Source organism: Sorangium sp. So ce302 (genome assembly GCF_051530145.1).
Taxonomy (GTDB): domain Bacteria; phylum Myxococcota_A; class Polyangia; order Polyangiales; family Polyangiaceae; genus Sorangium; species Sorangium cellulosum_B.
In genome coordinates, this window is record NZ_CP150326.1 from 180,133 (window position 1) to 195,531 (window position 15,399).

The following is a 15,399-nucleotide window of genomic DNA, read 5'->3' on the forward strand; positions in this document are numbered from 1 at the left end:
GCGGTCCAAAAAAGCGGAGCTCGCTGTGGAATCTATTTTTTCGACGGATGTCCTGATCGTCGGCGCAGGTGCTGCTGGGTTGACCCTCGCCATTGAGCTCGCCCGTCGGGGCGTTGCGTTCCGGCTCATCGACAGGCAGGACGGGCCCTTTCGCGGCTCGCGCGGCAAAGGGATCCAGCCGCGCAGCCAGGAGGTGTTCGAGGATCTGGGCATCCTCGACCGCGTCGTTGCGACCGGCGGCCTGTACCCACCCCCGCGGGTATATCGCGACGACGGAGGCTACGAGGAGTCGCAGATCATGGAGCCTCAGGACCCGACGCCTGGCGAGCCCTATCGTCTGCCGCTCCTCGTGCCTCAATTCCTGACCGAAGCCGCGATGCGCGAGCGTCTGGCGGAGCTCGGGAAATACCCGGAGTTCAGCCGCGAGCTGAAGGGCTTCGAGCAGGATGGCGAGGGGGTCAACGCCCGCATCGCCGGCCCGACGGGCGAGGAGACCGTCCGCGTCCGCTATCTCGTCGGAGCGGACGGCGGCCGCAGCGTCGTACGGCACGCGCTCGCGATCGGCTTTCCCGGCAAGACCCTGGGAGTGCGCGCGGTCGTCGCCGACGTCGTCCTGGAGGGACTCAGCAGGGCCGCCTGGCATCGCTTCAACGAAGGGTCGATGGAAAAGCAGGTGTCGCTGTGCCCGCTCGCCGGCACCGACATGTTCCAGTTGCAGGCGCCGATTCCTCTCGAGGGTGATGTCGATCTCTCCGCGGAAGGCCTCACAGCGATGGTCACGGGCCGCACGGGCCGAGGCGACGTCGTGATCCGCTCGGTCTCCTGGGCCTCCGCCTACACCATGAACGCGCGCCTCGCCGACCGTTACCGGGACGGGCGCGTCTTCCTCGCCGGCGATGCCGCGCACATCCACCCGCCGACGGGTGGGCAGGGCCTCAATACGAGCGTGCAGGACGCCTACAACCTCGGCTGGAAGCTCGCCGCCGTTCTGGCAGGCGCGCCGGAGGCGCTGCTCGCGACCTACGAGGAGGAGCGCCGGCCGGTCGCCGCGGAGACGCTCGGCCTGACGACGAAGCTCCTGGAGGCGGCCAAGCGGGGCGTCATGCGCCGCGGACGCGAGGTGCATCAGCTCGATCTCGGGTACCCGGAATCGTCGCTGGCCATGGAAAAGCCGAAACGCAGCGGCGGCATCCGCGCGGGCAATCGAGCGCCGGACGCGCCCGTCCGCGGCGTCGCGGGGATGCCGACGCGGCTCTTCAAGCTCTTCCAGGGTCCACACTGGACCTTGCTGGGTTACGGGTCGGACCGGCTCTCGGCCGTCGAGCCGCGCCCCGGACTTCACATCCACGCCGTCGGGCCGCGCGGCGACATCGTCGATGATGGCGGCCATCTCCGCGCTGCTTATGGCGTGTCGCACGGCGACTGGGTGCTCGTCCGGCCGGACGGCTATATCGGCGCCATCGTGTCGTCCGACCATGCACCCGCTCTGGAAGCCTACCTTGCCAGCGTCGGGCTCCCATCACGAAGATGACAAGGACGAGAGCGCGCTCTCGCCACGCCGCAGACTGTGGAGTTCACCGAGCCAACGGCGCGGCCCCTCGCGTCAAGGGAGACGGAACAGCGACCAGGGCACCTGGACGCCGGTACCACCGCTCTGGCCGATCAGGTTCGCGGGCTCCGCCGCGGGGTCCAGCGTGATCGACGCGATGTAGCGATCCCCCGTGACCGCCACCGGGCCCTTGACCAGGTTGTGCTCTGCGTCGTAACCGGGTGGTAACCGTCTTCCAACGGACGTGGATCCGGCATAAGATGAGAAGCAGGGGGTTCAATCGAGATGGATTCCCATGCCGAGAAGTTTGCCAAGCTCGCCGAGCGAATCGAACGCGATTTGAAGCGTATCGATGATGCTAGAGTTGCTGCTCGGCTCAAGCCTGTGCAGGCACCAGAAAGGGTACCTCATTGGTTTACTCGCGTCCTTTCAAAGCTTCGACGTGGTCCGAAGGCTCAGCCGAGCGCCGAGGACGAGGGAGCTCGTCGATTTGAAGAGGCTCAACGCCGTCTGGAATCACTTGAGAGATACGGGGCGGAGCTGGCACGAGCGGCTGCGCAGGAGGCTGCGAACGCCAGGGAATGGGAACTACGCGCGATGCTCGCGGTTCGAGCGGGTGACGATGTCCTCGCGCGCGAAGCGCTCTGCCGGCAGCGCGAGGCGCTCGAAGGTGCATCGGCGCACGAGCGGCAAGCGGCAGCGATCTCGGCGGCGATGGCCGAGTACACGTCTGCTCTTGCCGCCATCAAGGCATCTCCGCGTTGATGGGGCTGCGACGGACGACACCAGACCGACAGAGCACGCGCCCGGGTAGCCCGCGTCGATGACGGAACGCAGGCAGGTGCGTCCTCCACGGCCGGGATGAGCCGCGTGACCCGGTGCTGCGCTTGACGTCGCCCGCCGTGATGATCGCACGCGGCGCGACACCCCCCCTCGATCACGCGAGGCGAGTCGCTCGCCAAGGCATCGGTGGGCCGCAGCGGCAGCCGGCCTCCGCCGACCTCAGGGGCCCGCGCCGCAGGTCCTCGGCGGCACGTGCGCCCTGCGCAGGGCAGGTCGCGACGCCTGGCGCGCGGCTTGCTGTGCCTGCGCGACGAGCCGATGCGTCGCACCAACGCCACGCCCACGACGCCGCCCAGCTCGCCCGCCCAGGCGGAGCCGGCCCCCCAGCGCGACGGCCGGACGACGAGCACACCGCGCCGCGAGGCTCGCCTCGGCGACGTCCTCGCTGCGACCGATTTCTCGCCGGGCGCTCTCGCGGCGATCGAGCGCGCCGCGCGCCTCCCCCTCTCGGCGGGCAGCACCTTGCACCTCGTTCACGTGCTGCCAGCGCCCGCCTCGCCCGCGGAGGGCGAGAGCGCGGAGCAGGCCGCGCGTCGCTCGCTCGACGAGATCGCGGCGCGCGCCCTCGATGTCGCCCGAGGCGCGGGGAACGCAGGTCTGCAGGTCGCCCCGAGCGTGCTCGTCGGCAGAGAGTTCGTCGAGATCATCCGTCATGCGCGCAGCCGCGGCGCGGAGCTGATCGTCCTCGGCAGGCACGGGGAGCGCCCGATCCTCGATCTCCTGCTCGGGTCGACGGCCGAGCTCACCGTCCGTCACGCGGACACTCCCGTGCTCGTCGTACAGCGCCCCCCCGCCGGCGCCTACGGGCGGCCGCTGCTCGCCGTCGAGCTCTCGGACGTCGCGCTTCGGAGCGCCGCGCTCGCGACGAAGGTCATCGATCCCGAGGTGAGCCGCATCCGGGCGATCCACGCCTACCACGTGCCCTTCGAGGACAGGATGGCGCTCGCCCTCCCCTCGATGGAGTTCGCGGCCTACAAGGCGCGATACCATGACGACGCGCGCGCCGGCCTCAGGCGCCTCCTCGGCTCGTTCGACGGGCTCGGCGTGACGTGGGAGTCGTCGGTCCGGCGTGGCGACGCGAGGCGCGCGATCGTCCGCGAAGCCGGGCGGTGGAAGGCCGATCTCATCATCATGGGCACGCACGGGCGCTCGGGGATCTCGCGCGCTCTCCTGGGCAGCGTGGCCGAATCCGTCATGCGCTCGGCGCCGTGCGACGTGCTGGTCGCGCGCCCCTCCACGTTCGCGCTGGAGCTGCCCTGAGCGGCGCGGCGGCAAAGCATGCTCCGGCGGCGCCTGGACGCGCGCGTCGACTCGACCCGCCGAGGGCAAGACGGCGTGAGCGCCGGTAAGACGGTGAGACGATAGGGGGTTGGCTCTGCGGCCCCTTCGGATAGGCTGCGCCGTCGCATGATGCCGGAAGCTGCCCTCACGCTGGCCATCCTCGGAGCCACGATCGTCCTGTTCGTGAGCGATCGCCTGCGGCTCGACGTCGTGGCGATGATGTCCTTGCTCGCGCTCACCCTCTCCGGCGTCACCACGGTATCGGACGCGCTCGCCGGGTTCAGCAACCCGGCCGTGCTCATGATAGCTGGCCTGTTCATCGTGGGGGCCGCGCTGACGGACACGGGCGTCGCCGATTGGCTGGGCCACCGCCTCGAGCGCGTCGCGGGATCGGGAGAGGCGAGGGTGATGGTGGTCGTGATGGGGGCGACGGCGCTCCTGTCCGCCTTCATGAGCTCCACGGGGACCGTGGCGATCCTCCTGCCGGTGGTGGGGACCCTCGCGTTGACGCGCGGCATTGCGCCCGCGAGGCTCCTCATGCCCGTGGGGCCGCCGCTGCAGCTCCTGGTGCTCGCGACCACCGTCATCGTCGTCCCGCTCGTGTGGGGCTTCTGACCGCGGGAGGCGCCGCTCCAGGCCGCCCGGCGACGCGCCGGGCGCGGGCGGGCCCTCAAGGCTCCTTCTTCTTCTTCCACTTCTTCTTTTTTGGCGGCGGCAGCTCCGTCTTTCGATATCCTCGGCGCGATCGTCCTCTCGACCATCGCCGGCGAGCCATTCATCCATGCCTGATACCTTCATCCGCAATCCGATCCTGCCGGGCTTCAACCCCGATCCGTCCATCGTCCGCGTCGGCGACGACTACTACGTCGCGACCTCGACCTTCGAGTGGTACCCCGGCGTGCAGATCCACCACTCGCGCGACCTCGTGCACTGGCGTCTGCTCTCGCGTCCGCTCAACCGCGCGAGCCAGTTGAACCTGCTTGGCGACGGCGATTCGTGCGGCGTCTGGGCGCCGTGCCTGACGTATGCGGATGGCCTGTTCTGGTTGATCTACACCGACGTGAAGCGCTACGGCCGGACCAGCGTCGGCGGCGCGTCCGGCGCGTCCATGCGCGACTTCCACAACTACCTGGTGACCAGCCCCACCATCGACGGCGAGTGGTCGGATCCCGTTTATCTCAACTCGAGCGGCTTCGACCCCTCGCTGTTCCACGACGAAGACGGCCGCAAGTATCTGAGCAACATGCTGTGGGACCACCGGCCCGGCCGCAATCGCTTTGCCGGCATCGTGCTCCAGGAGTACTCGCACGCCAAGCGCAAGCTCATCGGGCCTGTCACGAACATCTTCAAAGGCACGCCGATCGGCTACACCGAAGGTCCGCACATCTACAAGCGCGGCGGCTACTACTATCTGATCACCGCCGAGGGCGGCACGTACCAGGGCCACGCCGTCACCATGGCGCGCTCCCGTGACCTCACCGGCCCGTACGAGCTGCACCCCGAGACGTACATCCTGACCTCGCGCGCTCGCGCCGACGTCGCGCTGCAGCGCGCGGGCCACGCTGACCTTTGCGATACGCCGTCGGGCGGCGTGTACATGGTCCACCTGTGCAGCCGTCCCATCCCGAACCGCGGGCGCTCGACGCTCGGCCGCGAGACCGCGATCCAAAGGATGGTCTGGTCGGACGACGGCTGGCTTCGCACGGCCGATGGTGAAGGTATCCCGCGCGTCGAGGTCCCGGCCCCCGGCCTGCCCGCGCATCCGTTCCCCGCCCCGGCCGCGCGCGAGGACTTCGATTCACCGCAGCTGCCGATCGACTTCCAGTGGCTGCGCTCGCCCTACCCCGACGAGCTGTTCAGCCTCACCGCACGTCCCGGTCATCTCCGGCTCTACGGCCGCGAGACGCTCGGCAGCCTGTTCCGCCAGTCGCTCGTCGCACGCCGCCAGCAGGCGCACTGCTACACCGCGGTCACGTCGGTCGACTTCGCGCCCGAGGAGTATCAGCAGATGGCCGGGCTCATCTGCTATTACAACGCGAGCAAGTTCCATTACCTGCACATCTCGCACGACGAGACGGTCGGGCGTTATATCCGGATCATGTCGGCGATTCCGGATGGGGTCATGGCGGACGCCTTCACCGCACCCGTCCCCATCCCGGGCACCGCGCCCGTGCACCTGCGCGCCGAGCTCGACCACGACCGGCTCTACTTCGCCTACAGCCTCAACGGTACGGACTGGAGCTGGTTCCCCGAGCACCTGGACGCCAGCATCCTCTCGGACGAGGCCTCCGCGCCTGGCCTTCCCAACTTCACCGGTGCGTTCGTCGGCATGGCGTGCCAGGACATGTCGGGTACCGCGCGCCCAGCCGATTTCGACTACTTCGAGTACCGCGAGCGCGAGTACCTGATCGACCCCAGGCGCCCGCAGCATCACTTTCCCGGGAGGGAGGCGGGTAAGGAACCTCGTTGTTGACCGCGGGTCGCTGGAGCTGTGGCGCCCGAGGGGCCGACGACGAGCGCTTCGCCGAAGCGCGAGGCGCGAGGCGCGATCGGGCTCGCGCTCGCTCGGCTGAGCTCTCTGCAGCCCGTCAGGGTAGTGAGCAGGCCGGGGCCCTCAAGGCTCCTTCTTCTTCTTCCACTTCTTCTTTTTTGGCGGCGGGAGCTTCGTCTTGTTCGGGTCCTTCGGCGCCCACGGAACGCGCGTGTCGATCGGCAGGATGTCCTCGTGCGGCAGGGCGCGCTCGCCCTCGCGCTTCACCGCGAACGACGCCGAGACCACGTTGACCTTGTGCGCGCCGACGTCGGACAGATCGCCTTTGACGCGGAGCCCGAGAGGGATGCAGAACATCCTCTTCCGCTCTTCTTCATCCATGTCGCTCGCCGGCGCCGCCCCGTCGCCCGGGCCGCGCAGCTGGCCGAGCCGACTCGGATCCTCCATCGCCTGCTGGAGCTGCTCGAGCACCTCCTCGGCGCACACGAGCTCCGGCTTGGGCTTCTTCCTGCTGCCGGACGGATACTGCACCTTGGACTGGACCTTGACCGTGACGGTCACCGGCTGCCGGTCAGGCCCCATCTGCAGCGCGCTCCCGGCGAGCGCCCCCTTGGCCCCGTCCACGATGCGATCCCACGTGGGGCCGTCCCCGGCCGACGCGCTCACCAGCCGGACGCCGAGGACCTGGCCGTCGGCGCCGAGCTTGACCTCGAAGGTCGCCCTCGCGTCGAGGGGCGCGGCCGAGGAGCGCACCATGTCCGCCAGGGTGCTCGCCACCGCGCCCGCGGCGGGGACGCTGATCCCCACGCTCTTGTCCTTGCTGTGCAGCGTCTCGTTCAGCACCGTGCCCGCGATCGCCGGATCCACCGGGCGAGCGCGCGGGGCGGCCGTCGGGGCGGCGCGCGGCGCGTCAGGGCCGGGGAGCACGCCGGGCACGGTCCAGAGGGGCGTCCCGAGCCCTGGGGCGAGCGCGATGCCCCCGCCCTCGGCGGGCGGCGCCCCGCCGTACTCGTCGCCGGGCGGCGCCGTCGCCGGGGCCCCCGGGGCCTCTGCGGCGGGCGCAGGGGCCTCGGCGGTGGGCGTGGGGGCGCCGGGAGCCTCGACGGCGGGCGCGGGGGCCTCGGCCGCAGGCCGGGCGGCGGCTCCGGCTGCGGGCGGCGCGCTCTCCGGAGGCGCGGCCTTCGGCTCGGCGGCGGGGGAGGCCGGCGCCGGCCTCGCGCGCTCCATCGAGGCGACCTTGGCCGCTGCGGCGCCCGGCGCGGGCGCCTGCGCCTTCTCGGCCGGAGCGGCCTTGCCGATCTCGCCGGCCGCCTCCGGCTCACCCGCGACCGGCTCGCTCCCGGCCGGCGCCGCGGTTGCGGCCTGGGGAGCCGGTGATTCCAGCTCGAAATCGATGCCATCCACGATCGCGGACGGCTCGGCAGGGCCCTCCGGAGGCCGCTCCGGCGTCGGCGCGGCGAGGATCGCGGCATGCGCCGCGACCGCCATGGCCAGGGCCACGGCATCGCGCCCCCGCAGGGAGATGCTCACCGCCTCCTCGTGCCAAGGCAAGCGCGCATCGACCAGTTCTAGCACGCCCCCCGGCGCGCGGACCTGCATCCCCGGCGGTCCCCCGCCCACCGGCGCGAAAAGCACGATCGCGGCGCGGCGTGCTCGCGATAGCCGCGCGGCCGCTGCGGCCGGTGTTTCGCTCCCGCCGTGTCGCTGCGCTGTAAATCGCGTGCCGACGTGCGGTGTCAGAGCACCGGCGTGCCCGGCGCGGCGTCCTCGACCGTGATGGTGCGGACTCGCCCCTCGACCTCGGCGGTCAGCAGCATGCCTTCGGAAACGAGCCCTTTGCCGAAGTCGCGCGGCGGCAGGTTGCAGATGACGACGATCCGCTTGCCCACCAGCTCTTCCGGGGCGTAGCTCGCCGCGATGCCCGAGATGATGCGCCGCGGGGCGCCGTCGCCGGTGTCGACGCGCAGATCGAGCAGCCGGTCCTTCTTCTTCACGCGCTCAGCGCTCGTGACCACGCCGATCCGGAGGTCCAGCCGGGCGAAATCGTCGAACGCCACGGGGCTCTTGCCCTGGCGCGCCGGCGGGGCGGCCACCTCGGCGCCGCCGCTCGCCCCGGGCGCGGCCTTCGAATCGGCCTTCGCGCCAGCCTTCGCATCGGCCTTCGCCGGCTCGGCGTCCGGCCGCGGCGGGGCGAACCGGGCGAGCAGCTCGGCCTCTTTCTCCTTCTCGAGGCGCGGGAAGATGGGCGAGCCCCTGCGGAGCTTCTCGCCGGGGGCTCGCGAGGGGAGCGCCATCGGCCAGCGATCGCTGCCCTCCTCGAACGCGATCGGCGGCAGCCCGAGCTGCTCGCGCATCCTGCCCGCCACGACCGGCATCACGGGGGAGATCATCACGCTGATCGCCTCGAGCTGCTCGATCAAGGTCGCGATGATCGTCCCGAGGCGCGCCGGGTCCGTCTTCTTGGCCACCCACGGAGCGGCCTTGTCGACGTAGAGGTTCGCCGCGGCGATCACCGTCCAGATCGCGTCGAGCGCGCGCGTCGGCTGGTTCGCGTCGAACGCCGTCGCAGCGGCCGCCGCGGCCTGCCGCTGCGCCCCGGCGAGCTCCTCCTCGAGCGGGCCCAAGGCCCCCTTCGCGGGGACCTCCTCGGCGAACGGGAGCACGCGATTCAGCAGGTTGCCGAGCGCGTTGCCGAGCTCCGAGCCATACCGCGACAGCACGTCCTGGAGGCTGAAGTCGCCGTCCTGGCCGAACGAGATCGCGCGCATCAGGCAATACCGCACCACGTCCGCCCCGACGAGGGGCGCGCCGGCCTCCGCGCCCGGGCCGCCGGGCAGGGCCGCCGCGGCCGCCTCGGAGAGGGCGGCCGCCACCTCGACGGGGCTGATGGTGTTGCGGAGCGTCTTCGACATCTTCTGCCCGCTGTACGTGAGGAACCCGTGGGCGAAGACCTGGCGCGGCAGCTCCGCCTCGCCGTAGCCGGCCGAGAGCAGGAATGCGGGCCAGTAGACGGCGTGGAAGCGCAGGATGTCCTTGCCGACGAGGTGCACGTCCGCGGGCCAGAAGCGCGTGTTGTCCTCCGGCTCCCGGAGGGCGGTCATGTAGTTCGCCAGCGCGTCGAACCAGACGTACATGACGTGCTTCGGGTCGTCGGGGACGGGGATGCCCCACTGGAACGTGGTGCGGGAGACCGACAGATCCTGGAGCCCCTCGCGCACGAAGCTCACCACCTCGTTCAGGCGGCTCGCCGGCTGCACGAAGGTCGGGTTGCGCTTGTAATAATCGAGCAGCGCGTCTCCGTACCTGGACAGGCGGAAGAAGTAGCTCTCTTCCTTGACGCTCTCGGCGGGCTTCTTGTGCAGCGGGCAGACGTTCCCGGGCTGCTCCAGGTCCTTCTCGGTGTAGTAGGCCTCGCACCCGACGCAGTAGAGCCCCTCGTAGTGGCCGAGGTAGATGTCCCCGCGCGCCTTGATCCGGCTCCAGAGCTCCTGCACGGCCTTCTTGTGGCGCGGCTCGCTCGTGCGGATGAAGTCGTCGGGAGCGCAGCCGAGCTTCGGCCACGTGGCGCGGAAGACGGCGGCGATCTCGTCGGCGTGGGCGCCCGGCGCGACGCCGCGCGCCTCGGCGGCGCGCTGGATCTTGAGGCCGTGCTCGTCCGTGCCGGTGAGCATGCGGCTCTCGTGGCCGCGCAGCCGGTGGTAGCGGCACAGCACATCCGCGGCGATCGTCGTGTAGGCGGTGCCGAGGTGCGGGACGTCGTTGATGTAATAGATGGGCGTCGTGACGTAGAAGCGGCTCGCCATGGCAGCGCCCTCTTAGCATGGGGCGCTCTCCCGCGGCGAGCCGGCGCGGCGCCGATCAGATCAGCGCGTCCTCGGGGAGCTCGGCCTGGTGCAGGACTCCATCCGTGAACACCTGGCCGTCGATCTCGTAATAGAGCCGGATCTGCACCTTGCGCGCGTCCGGCCGTGGCGACACCGAGCCCGGCGTCGCGGTGGATCCCTGGAAAATCTTGCCGGCGAAGCTGAACTGCTGGTTCGGGCCCCACCCGGTATACACGAGCGGGATCGTCTCGGCGTGGACGAGCGCGTCGTGGCCGTCGAACACGTGGACATCGATCCATGCGCTGGCGCCCCACGCCGAATGGCTGACCCACGCGTCGAGGTCCAGGTGGTTCTGGATGTCTGTCCCCGCGATCGGCCCCTGCGCGGGCCTCGGGAACGCGTAGACCTTCGAGACCCGAAAGGCCCGGACGTTCGTGATGTCGGGGCGCCGCTGCGCCCCCGCGCGGTAGACGACCGGCTGCGCCGGGATCCGCGGCGGCGGGCCGCCCACGTCGAACCAGTAGTTGTCGCCGAAGCGCGTGTCCCACGCCTCGCACCGGCGGCTGGTCTGCGAGAAGCCGTGGAACCAGATCTCCGCCTGGGTCGCGTCGTCGGGCACCGAGATCTCCAGGGCCGCGGGCCTGTGCGCGACGACGTGCCCGGGCGGGTTCCCCGGGGCCCGCACCTCCTCGACGACGCTCCCCTGCACGATCGCGCCGCGCGGGTGAAAGCGGACGTAGGCGGTGATGTCGCCGATCTCGGCGCCGCGCCACGTCGTGAAGCAGCGCGATAGGCGGCTCAGCTCATACTCGATCCTGAGCTTCCCCCCGCGCTCGATCGGACCCTGCTGCGCGTGCTGCCAGTCAGGCAGGAACTGGAGAACAGCGGTCGTTGCCATCGGGACCCTCCTTGCATGGACGCGTAGCCAGGAACGGGCAGCAAATGCAAGCGGGGCGACGTTTCGGCCGGCGTGAAGGCCGATCGCGCGTCGGCTGATCGCGCGGGTGCGGTTTCAGGGGGGCGTGACGGCGGATCGCGCCTGCTCGGACGGCACGGACCCAAACCGGGCCCAGCTGTCAAGCGCTGGGCCTGGGGAGCCCGCCGTGACCGAGCCGTCGTGTCGGGCTGCGGTGGTCGCTCGCCCGCGGCGCGGTCATGACCCGGGCGCGCGACAGGCTCGGGGACGAGACCGCTCAGGAGTTCGCCCTGAGCGCGGTGAACTCGCCTGGATCGTGGATGGTGGGGGGAGTGGTCCCGCCACCGATGAAGTCTTCCGTCCGGTCGTACATGCCGAAGCGGGTCACCGGCGCCGAACCGCCCTTCGCCGGGAAACCATCCGGGCCTGCCTTGACCCCGAGGGCGTTCATCAAGCTGCAGTAGTACTTGTTGATCGGCGCGTTGGCGAGCGACGGATCGGTCCCCGTTTCCTGGGAGTACCCGTCGACCTCTTGCGGAGCGCCCTCGGCACACGTGATCTCGCTGTTGCCGGTCGTGAGATCGGGCGAGCCGTCATCGACGTTCACGGCCCAGCCGGTCTTGAAATAGCCGCCGGCGCTGCCGACCTGGACGATCGGCAGGTTGTTGAGGTTGAGGGCGCAGCCGTCCGACATCTCCTGGAACCAGACGGCCGCGCAGTTGTCGAGGAGCGTCCCGTCGCCCTCGTCGATACGGTTCAGCTGCCCGACGAGGTGGGCGAACTTCCTTGCATAGAAGTCGTCGATCTTGAGGAGCATGTCAATCACACCCGGGACGCAGGGGCCCTGCACTCCCGCGCTGTCCAAGCGACTCGAGAGACCTTCGCTCTCTTGCGTCAGGCCGAGCCCCGTAAAGCTGTAGTTCCCGGGGTACTTCAGGAAGATGACGGGGTTCGCGTTGCACGCCGCCGCGAGCACGGCGAGGTTCGAATAGAGGTCGGCTCCGTCCAGGCTGTCCGAGATTCGCTGCATCAGCCGGTCTTCGCCGAGCGGGGTTGTGCTCGCCAGGTCGATGTTTTCTTGCGTCACGCCGAGCGCTGTGGCGAGGGACGTGTCGCACTGCGCAGAAGCCACCACGTGTCCTGTCGAGTGGAGGAGCTCCTTCCAGGCTGCGAGCTTCTGCTTGTCGGCACGGCTCATGTCGAACCGCTCGAGCCTCTGCAGATCGTCCTTCACGATGTCGAGGACGCTCCTGCCGCGCATCGCCGCGTAGGTGTCCGGAGACGGCGGCTTCCCCGCCTCGAAGACGCCCGTGAGGCTGCTGAAGGCCTGCTGCGCGTTGAGGCCCCTGAAGAGGGTCTCGGCGGCGGAGTAGGAGATCGCCGACTGAGAGTTGTCATTCTGACCACCCGTGTTCAAGAGCAACGGAGTGCCTTGCGGGCTGAGCTGTCGTGCGATGACGTGGTCCAGCGAGGGACCGGTCGGTTTGGCGTTGAACTTCGTCGCCGTGTTGAAGCTGAACGGGTCGTTGCTGTTGGGAGTGACCGGGTGGCAAGTGAAGTACGACCCGACCACCTGCGTGTGGTGATCGTTCCCCTGCCCCCGAACCATCGTCGCCGTCCACTCGTTCATCGCGCGGATGCCTCGGGGCATGAGGAGCTTGTCGACGTAAGGCGCCAGGTGCTTGAGCGTCGTCGACTCGAGGTCCGCGGCGGTGAGCGGGCCGTGCGACTTCTTCGGGAACCACCGCGTCGTGATGCAGCCATAGTGCGTGTACATCACGATCAGCCGCTTCGGTGGTGTGGCCGGCTGCGCCATCACGGAGCGGTCGAGGATCGAGCCGAGGAACGGCGCCGCGACGCAAGCTCCGCCCAGCCCCCGGAGGAAAATTCTTCGGTTCACGCGCTTTGCCATGATCGTATTTTTCCTACCTCAGTGGAGATAACGCCCGGCTGACACCCGGAACGCCCTCCGGATGCCCGCGTTCGCCACGTCTCCGTCACCCCTACAATGCCCGCAGGCCCGTGAACGTATTTGGATTTCGCTCGGCCGGGAGCGCTCGTCGAGCGGAAGGATGCCCCGCGCGTCACGGGCGACCGCGGCGCCGGGAAAGAGCTCGTCGCGCGGCGGGAGGCGGCGGTAATTGGCGCCTATCGCGACGCGTCGCTGCCCGCGATGCTATGTTGAGACCATGACGAGGAGGTCGAATCGCGCCCTGTTTGCGTTTGCCGTCTCTGCGTTGCTGGGCGCATGCGGTGGGGAAACAGCGCCCTCCACCCCGGAGGCGGGCGGGACGACGGGCTCGCCCGCCGGCGGTACGGGGACAGGCGGCGCGGACGCGAGCAGCAGCGCCGCGGGGACAGGCACGGACGCGAGCAGCGGCGCGACGGGGACAGGCGGCGCGGACGCGAGCAGCGGCGCGACGGGGACAGGCGGCGCGACGGGGACAGGCGGCGCGCACGCGAGCAGCGGCGCGACGGGGGGAGGGACCGGTGGCGCGGGGCCTGTGCAGCTCACGGGAGCCGTCGAGAAGGGGCCGTTCGTGGTCGGCTCATCGGTGGTGATCTCGGTCCTCGGTCATGACCTGTCCCCGACGGGACGGACGTTCATCACGGCGACGGACAACGATCTTGGACATTTCGAAGTGGCTATCGCCCACCCCGGTCCGGTCTCGATCGTGAGCGAAGGGTTCTATTACAACGAGGTCACCGGCCGCCTCTCGGGCGCGCCGCTGACGCTGCGCGCCCTGTTCGACGTTGCCGGCGATGCGCCGGAGCAGACCGCGTACGTCAACCTGATCACGCACCTCGGCTACGAGCGGGCCAGGCGGCTCGCCGAGGGCAGCGGCGATCTCACGGCTGCGGTCGAGCAGGCAGAGGGCGAGCTCCGCGCCGCGCTGGGCATCGGCCCGGCAGGTTTCGACCCCCACGCGGACGGCGTCGAGATGAACGCTCTCGGGGGCGATGGCGACGCCAATGCGTACCTCCTCGCCGTCGGCGCCGTGGTGCTCAAGGCAGCCAGCCGCGAGGCGGGTGAGCATGGCTCCGTCGACGCGACGATGCAGGAGCTCGTGAACCAGCTCTCGCTCGACCTGGCGAGCGACGGCGCGCTCGACCCCGCGCTCGTCGCGGAGCTCGCCGGCGCGGCCTCGGCGCTGGATCGCTACGAAGTGAAGGATCTCCTCGGCGAGCGGCTCGAGGAGCTGGGCTCGACCGCCGAGGTGCCGGATATCGACAGGTTCTTCGACGAGGACGGGGACGGTATCTACGACGCCGAGGATACCTGTCGTCTCGCCCCCAACCCGAGCCAATCGCCGCTGAACGCGATCTGCTCGGTCAAGGAGGTCCGCGTCTCCGAGCCCCTCATGGGCGGCAGCCTGACGGAGATCTTCGTGCGCGACGCCGATCAGGACGGCCGCGCCGACGTCATCCTCGGCAATGTCGGCGGTGGTTCGGGCGAGGGGCTGGGCGTGCTGCGCGGCAAGGGGACGGGGCGGCTGGAAGAGCCCGCATGGGCTCTGCCGCCCAGGGATTACTACGCCGCGGCGGTCGTCGCCGACTTCAACGAGGACGGCGATCCCGACGTTGCGGCGGAGGTGTGGGGGCTGTCGCTCGCCGAAGGGGGGCCGGGAGCGACGTTTCTGCCCGTGGTCGAGATCGATCCGGCGAGCGCGCTCTGTCTGGCGACCGCGGATTTCGACGGGGATGGGCATCAAGATCTCGCCTCCGGCGGCGCTTCCGACGTGACCATTTTCCTGGGGGACGGCGCGGGCGGGTTCGTGGCGGCAGCGACGGTGCCCGCCGACTCTCCGGTCGCGCTCGCCGTGGGGGACTTCGACGCCGACGGCAACGAGGATCTGGCGGCGGCCCACTGGGACCAGGGGAAGGTCAGCGTCTGGCTCGGCGACGGGGCGGGGGGCCTCGGTTCACCGACCTTCTTCGCGATGCCTTCCAAGGCGTCGTCGGTGTCCGTCGGGGACTTCGACGGCAATGGCGACCAGGACCTGGTCGTGGCCATGCTCGACGGGAGGCTGCGCGTGCTCGTCGGCGACGGCGCGGGTGGCTTCACCCAGGGGCCCGAGCACCAGGTGTCGGCGAATCACCATGCCAGGACCGCGATGGCCGACTTCACCGGCGACGGGAGAGACGATGTCGTCGCGAACTGGGCCATGGACGGCGTGATCCACCTCGTCATCAGCGAGGGGACGGCGTTCGGCGAAGATCACACGTTCGACGAGGCGAACAGCCGGGAGGGCCTGTCTCTCGGTGTCGGCGACCTCAACGGGGACGCCAGGCCCGACATCGTGTACGACGACGGCGAAGCCGTGACCACGCTGGTCATCAATCTCTGAGCCCGCAGGCTGGCTGCTTCCATCTGCGAGGCCGGCGAGTTCGTGCTCTCAGCGGGCCGTGTAAGACGCGAAGGCAACGGGGAGCGTCGACCTTGCGCTCGGCGGTGAGCTCGGTCCGGCGCCGCGTCACCGGTCGCCCTTGCGAT

The 15,399-nt window shown here is 70.1% G+C and carries 11 protein-coding genes; 6 read left to right on the top strand and 5 right to left on the bottom strand.

Annotated elements, in window-relative coordinates:
- Window positions 1–25 precede the first annotated feature (25 nt).
- Window positions 26–1,531, top strand: coding sequence for an FAD-dependent oxidoreductase (locus WME73_RS00705; RefSeq protein WP_437917526.1), 1,506 nt, complete (start codon window positions 26–28; stop codon window positions 1,529–1,531).
- Between the two features lie 72 nt (window positions 1,532–1,603).
- Here the strand turns inward: WME73_RS00705 and WME73_RS00710 are convergent, their stop codons facing one another.
- Window positions 1,604–1,732: a hypothetical protein gene (locus WME73_RS00710; protein ID WP_437914421.1), complete on the bottom strand. Its 129-nt coding sequence runs from the start codon at window positions 1,730–1,732 to the stop codon at window positions 1,604–1,606.
- Between the two features lie 102 nt (window positions 1,733–1,834).
- On the opposite strand from WME73_RS00710, the gene WME73_RS00715 reads away from it, so the two are divergent.
- The 4 genes from WME73_RS00715 to WME73_RS00730 all read left to right on the top strand — a co-directional run bounded on the left by WME73_RS00715 (window position 1,835) and on the right by WME73_RS00730 (window position 6,146).
- The gene (locus WME73_RS00715; RefSeq protein ID WP_437914422.1) at window positions 1,835–2,314 is read left to right on the top strand and encodes a hypothetical protein; all 480 of its coding nucleotides are present in this window, start codon (window positions 1,835–1,837) and stop codon (window positions 2,312–2,314) included.
- 336 nt (window positions 2,315–2,650) lie between these two features.
- On the top strand, window positions 2,651–3,652 hold the full coding sequence (locus WME73_RS00720) for a universal stress protein (RefSeq protein ID WP_437914423.1): 1,002 nt from the start codon (window positions 2,651–2,653) through the stop codon (window positions 3,650–3,652).
- Between the two features lie 147 nt (window positions 3,653–3,799).
- Window positions 3,800–4,288: an SLC13 family permease gene (locus tag WME73_RS00725; protein ID WP_437914424.1), complete on the top strand. Its 489-nt coding sequence runs from the start codon at window positions 3,800–3,802 to the stop codon at window positions 4,286–4,288.
- A gap of 166 nt (window positions 4,289–4,454) precedes the next feature.
- The gene (locus tag WME73_RS00730; protein ID WP_437914425.1) at window positions 4,455–6,146 is read left to right on the top strand and encodes a glycoside hydrolase family 43 protein; all 1,692 of its coding nucleotides are present in this window, start codon (window positions 4,455–4,457) and stop codon (window positions 6,144–6,146) included.
- A gap of 141 nt (window positions 6,147–6,287) precedes the next feature.
- Here WME73_RS00730 and WME73_RS00735 read toward each other — a convergent pair whose 3' ends face one another.
- The 4 genes from WME73_RS00735 to WME73_RS00750 form a co-directional block, all read right to left on the bottom strand.
- Window positions 6,288–7,694 (bottom strand): hypothetical protein, encoded by a 1,407-nt coding sequence (locus WME73_RS00735; protein WP_437914426.1) that lies wholly within the window; start codon window positions 7,692–7,694, stop codon window positions 6,288–6,290.
- Window positions 7,695–7,900: 206 nt separating this feature from the next.
- Window positions 7,901–9,967 carry a methionine--tRNA ligase gene (gene metG, locus WME73_RS00740; protein ID WP_437914427.1) on the bottom strand — a complete coding sequence of 689 codons (2,067 nt, stop codon included), beginning with the start codon at window positions 9,965–9,967 and terminating at the stop codon, window positions 7,901–7,903.
- 55 nt (window positions 9,968–10,022) lie between these two features.
- On the bottom strand, window positions 10,023–10,886 hold the full coding sequence (locus WME73_RS00745; protein ID WP_437743636.1) for a DUF6209 family protein: 864 nt from the start codon (window positions 10,884–10,886) through the stop codon (window positions 10,023–10,025).
- A 295-nt stretch (window positions 10,887–11,181) separates the two neighbouring features.
- A complete protein-coding gene (locus WME73_RS00750; RefSeq protein ID WP_437914428.1) occupies window positions 11,182–12,816 on the bottom strand; it encodes a DUF1552 domain-containing protein in 1,635 nt (544 codons plus the stop codon).
- Window positions 12,817–13,093: 277 nt separating this feature from the next.
- Between WME73_RS00750 and WME73_RS00755 the strand changes: the two genes are divergently transcribed.
- Window positions 13,094–15,253 carry an FG-GAP repeat domain-containing protein gene (locus WME73_RS00755; protein ID WP_437914429.1) on the top strand — a complete coding sequence of 720 codons (2,160 nt, stop codon included), beginning with the start codon at window positions 13,094–13,096 and terminating at the stop codon, window positions 15,251–15,253.
- Window positions 15,254–15,399: the final 146 nt, after the last annotated feature.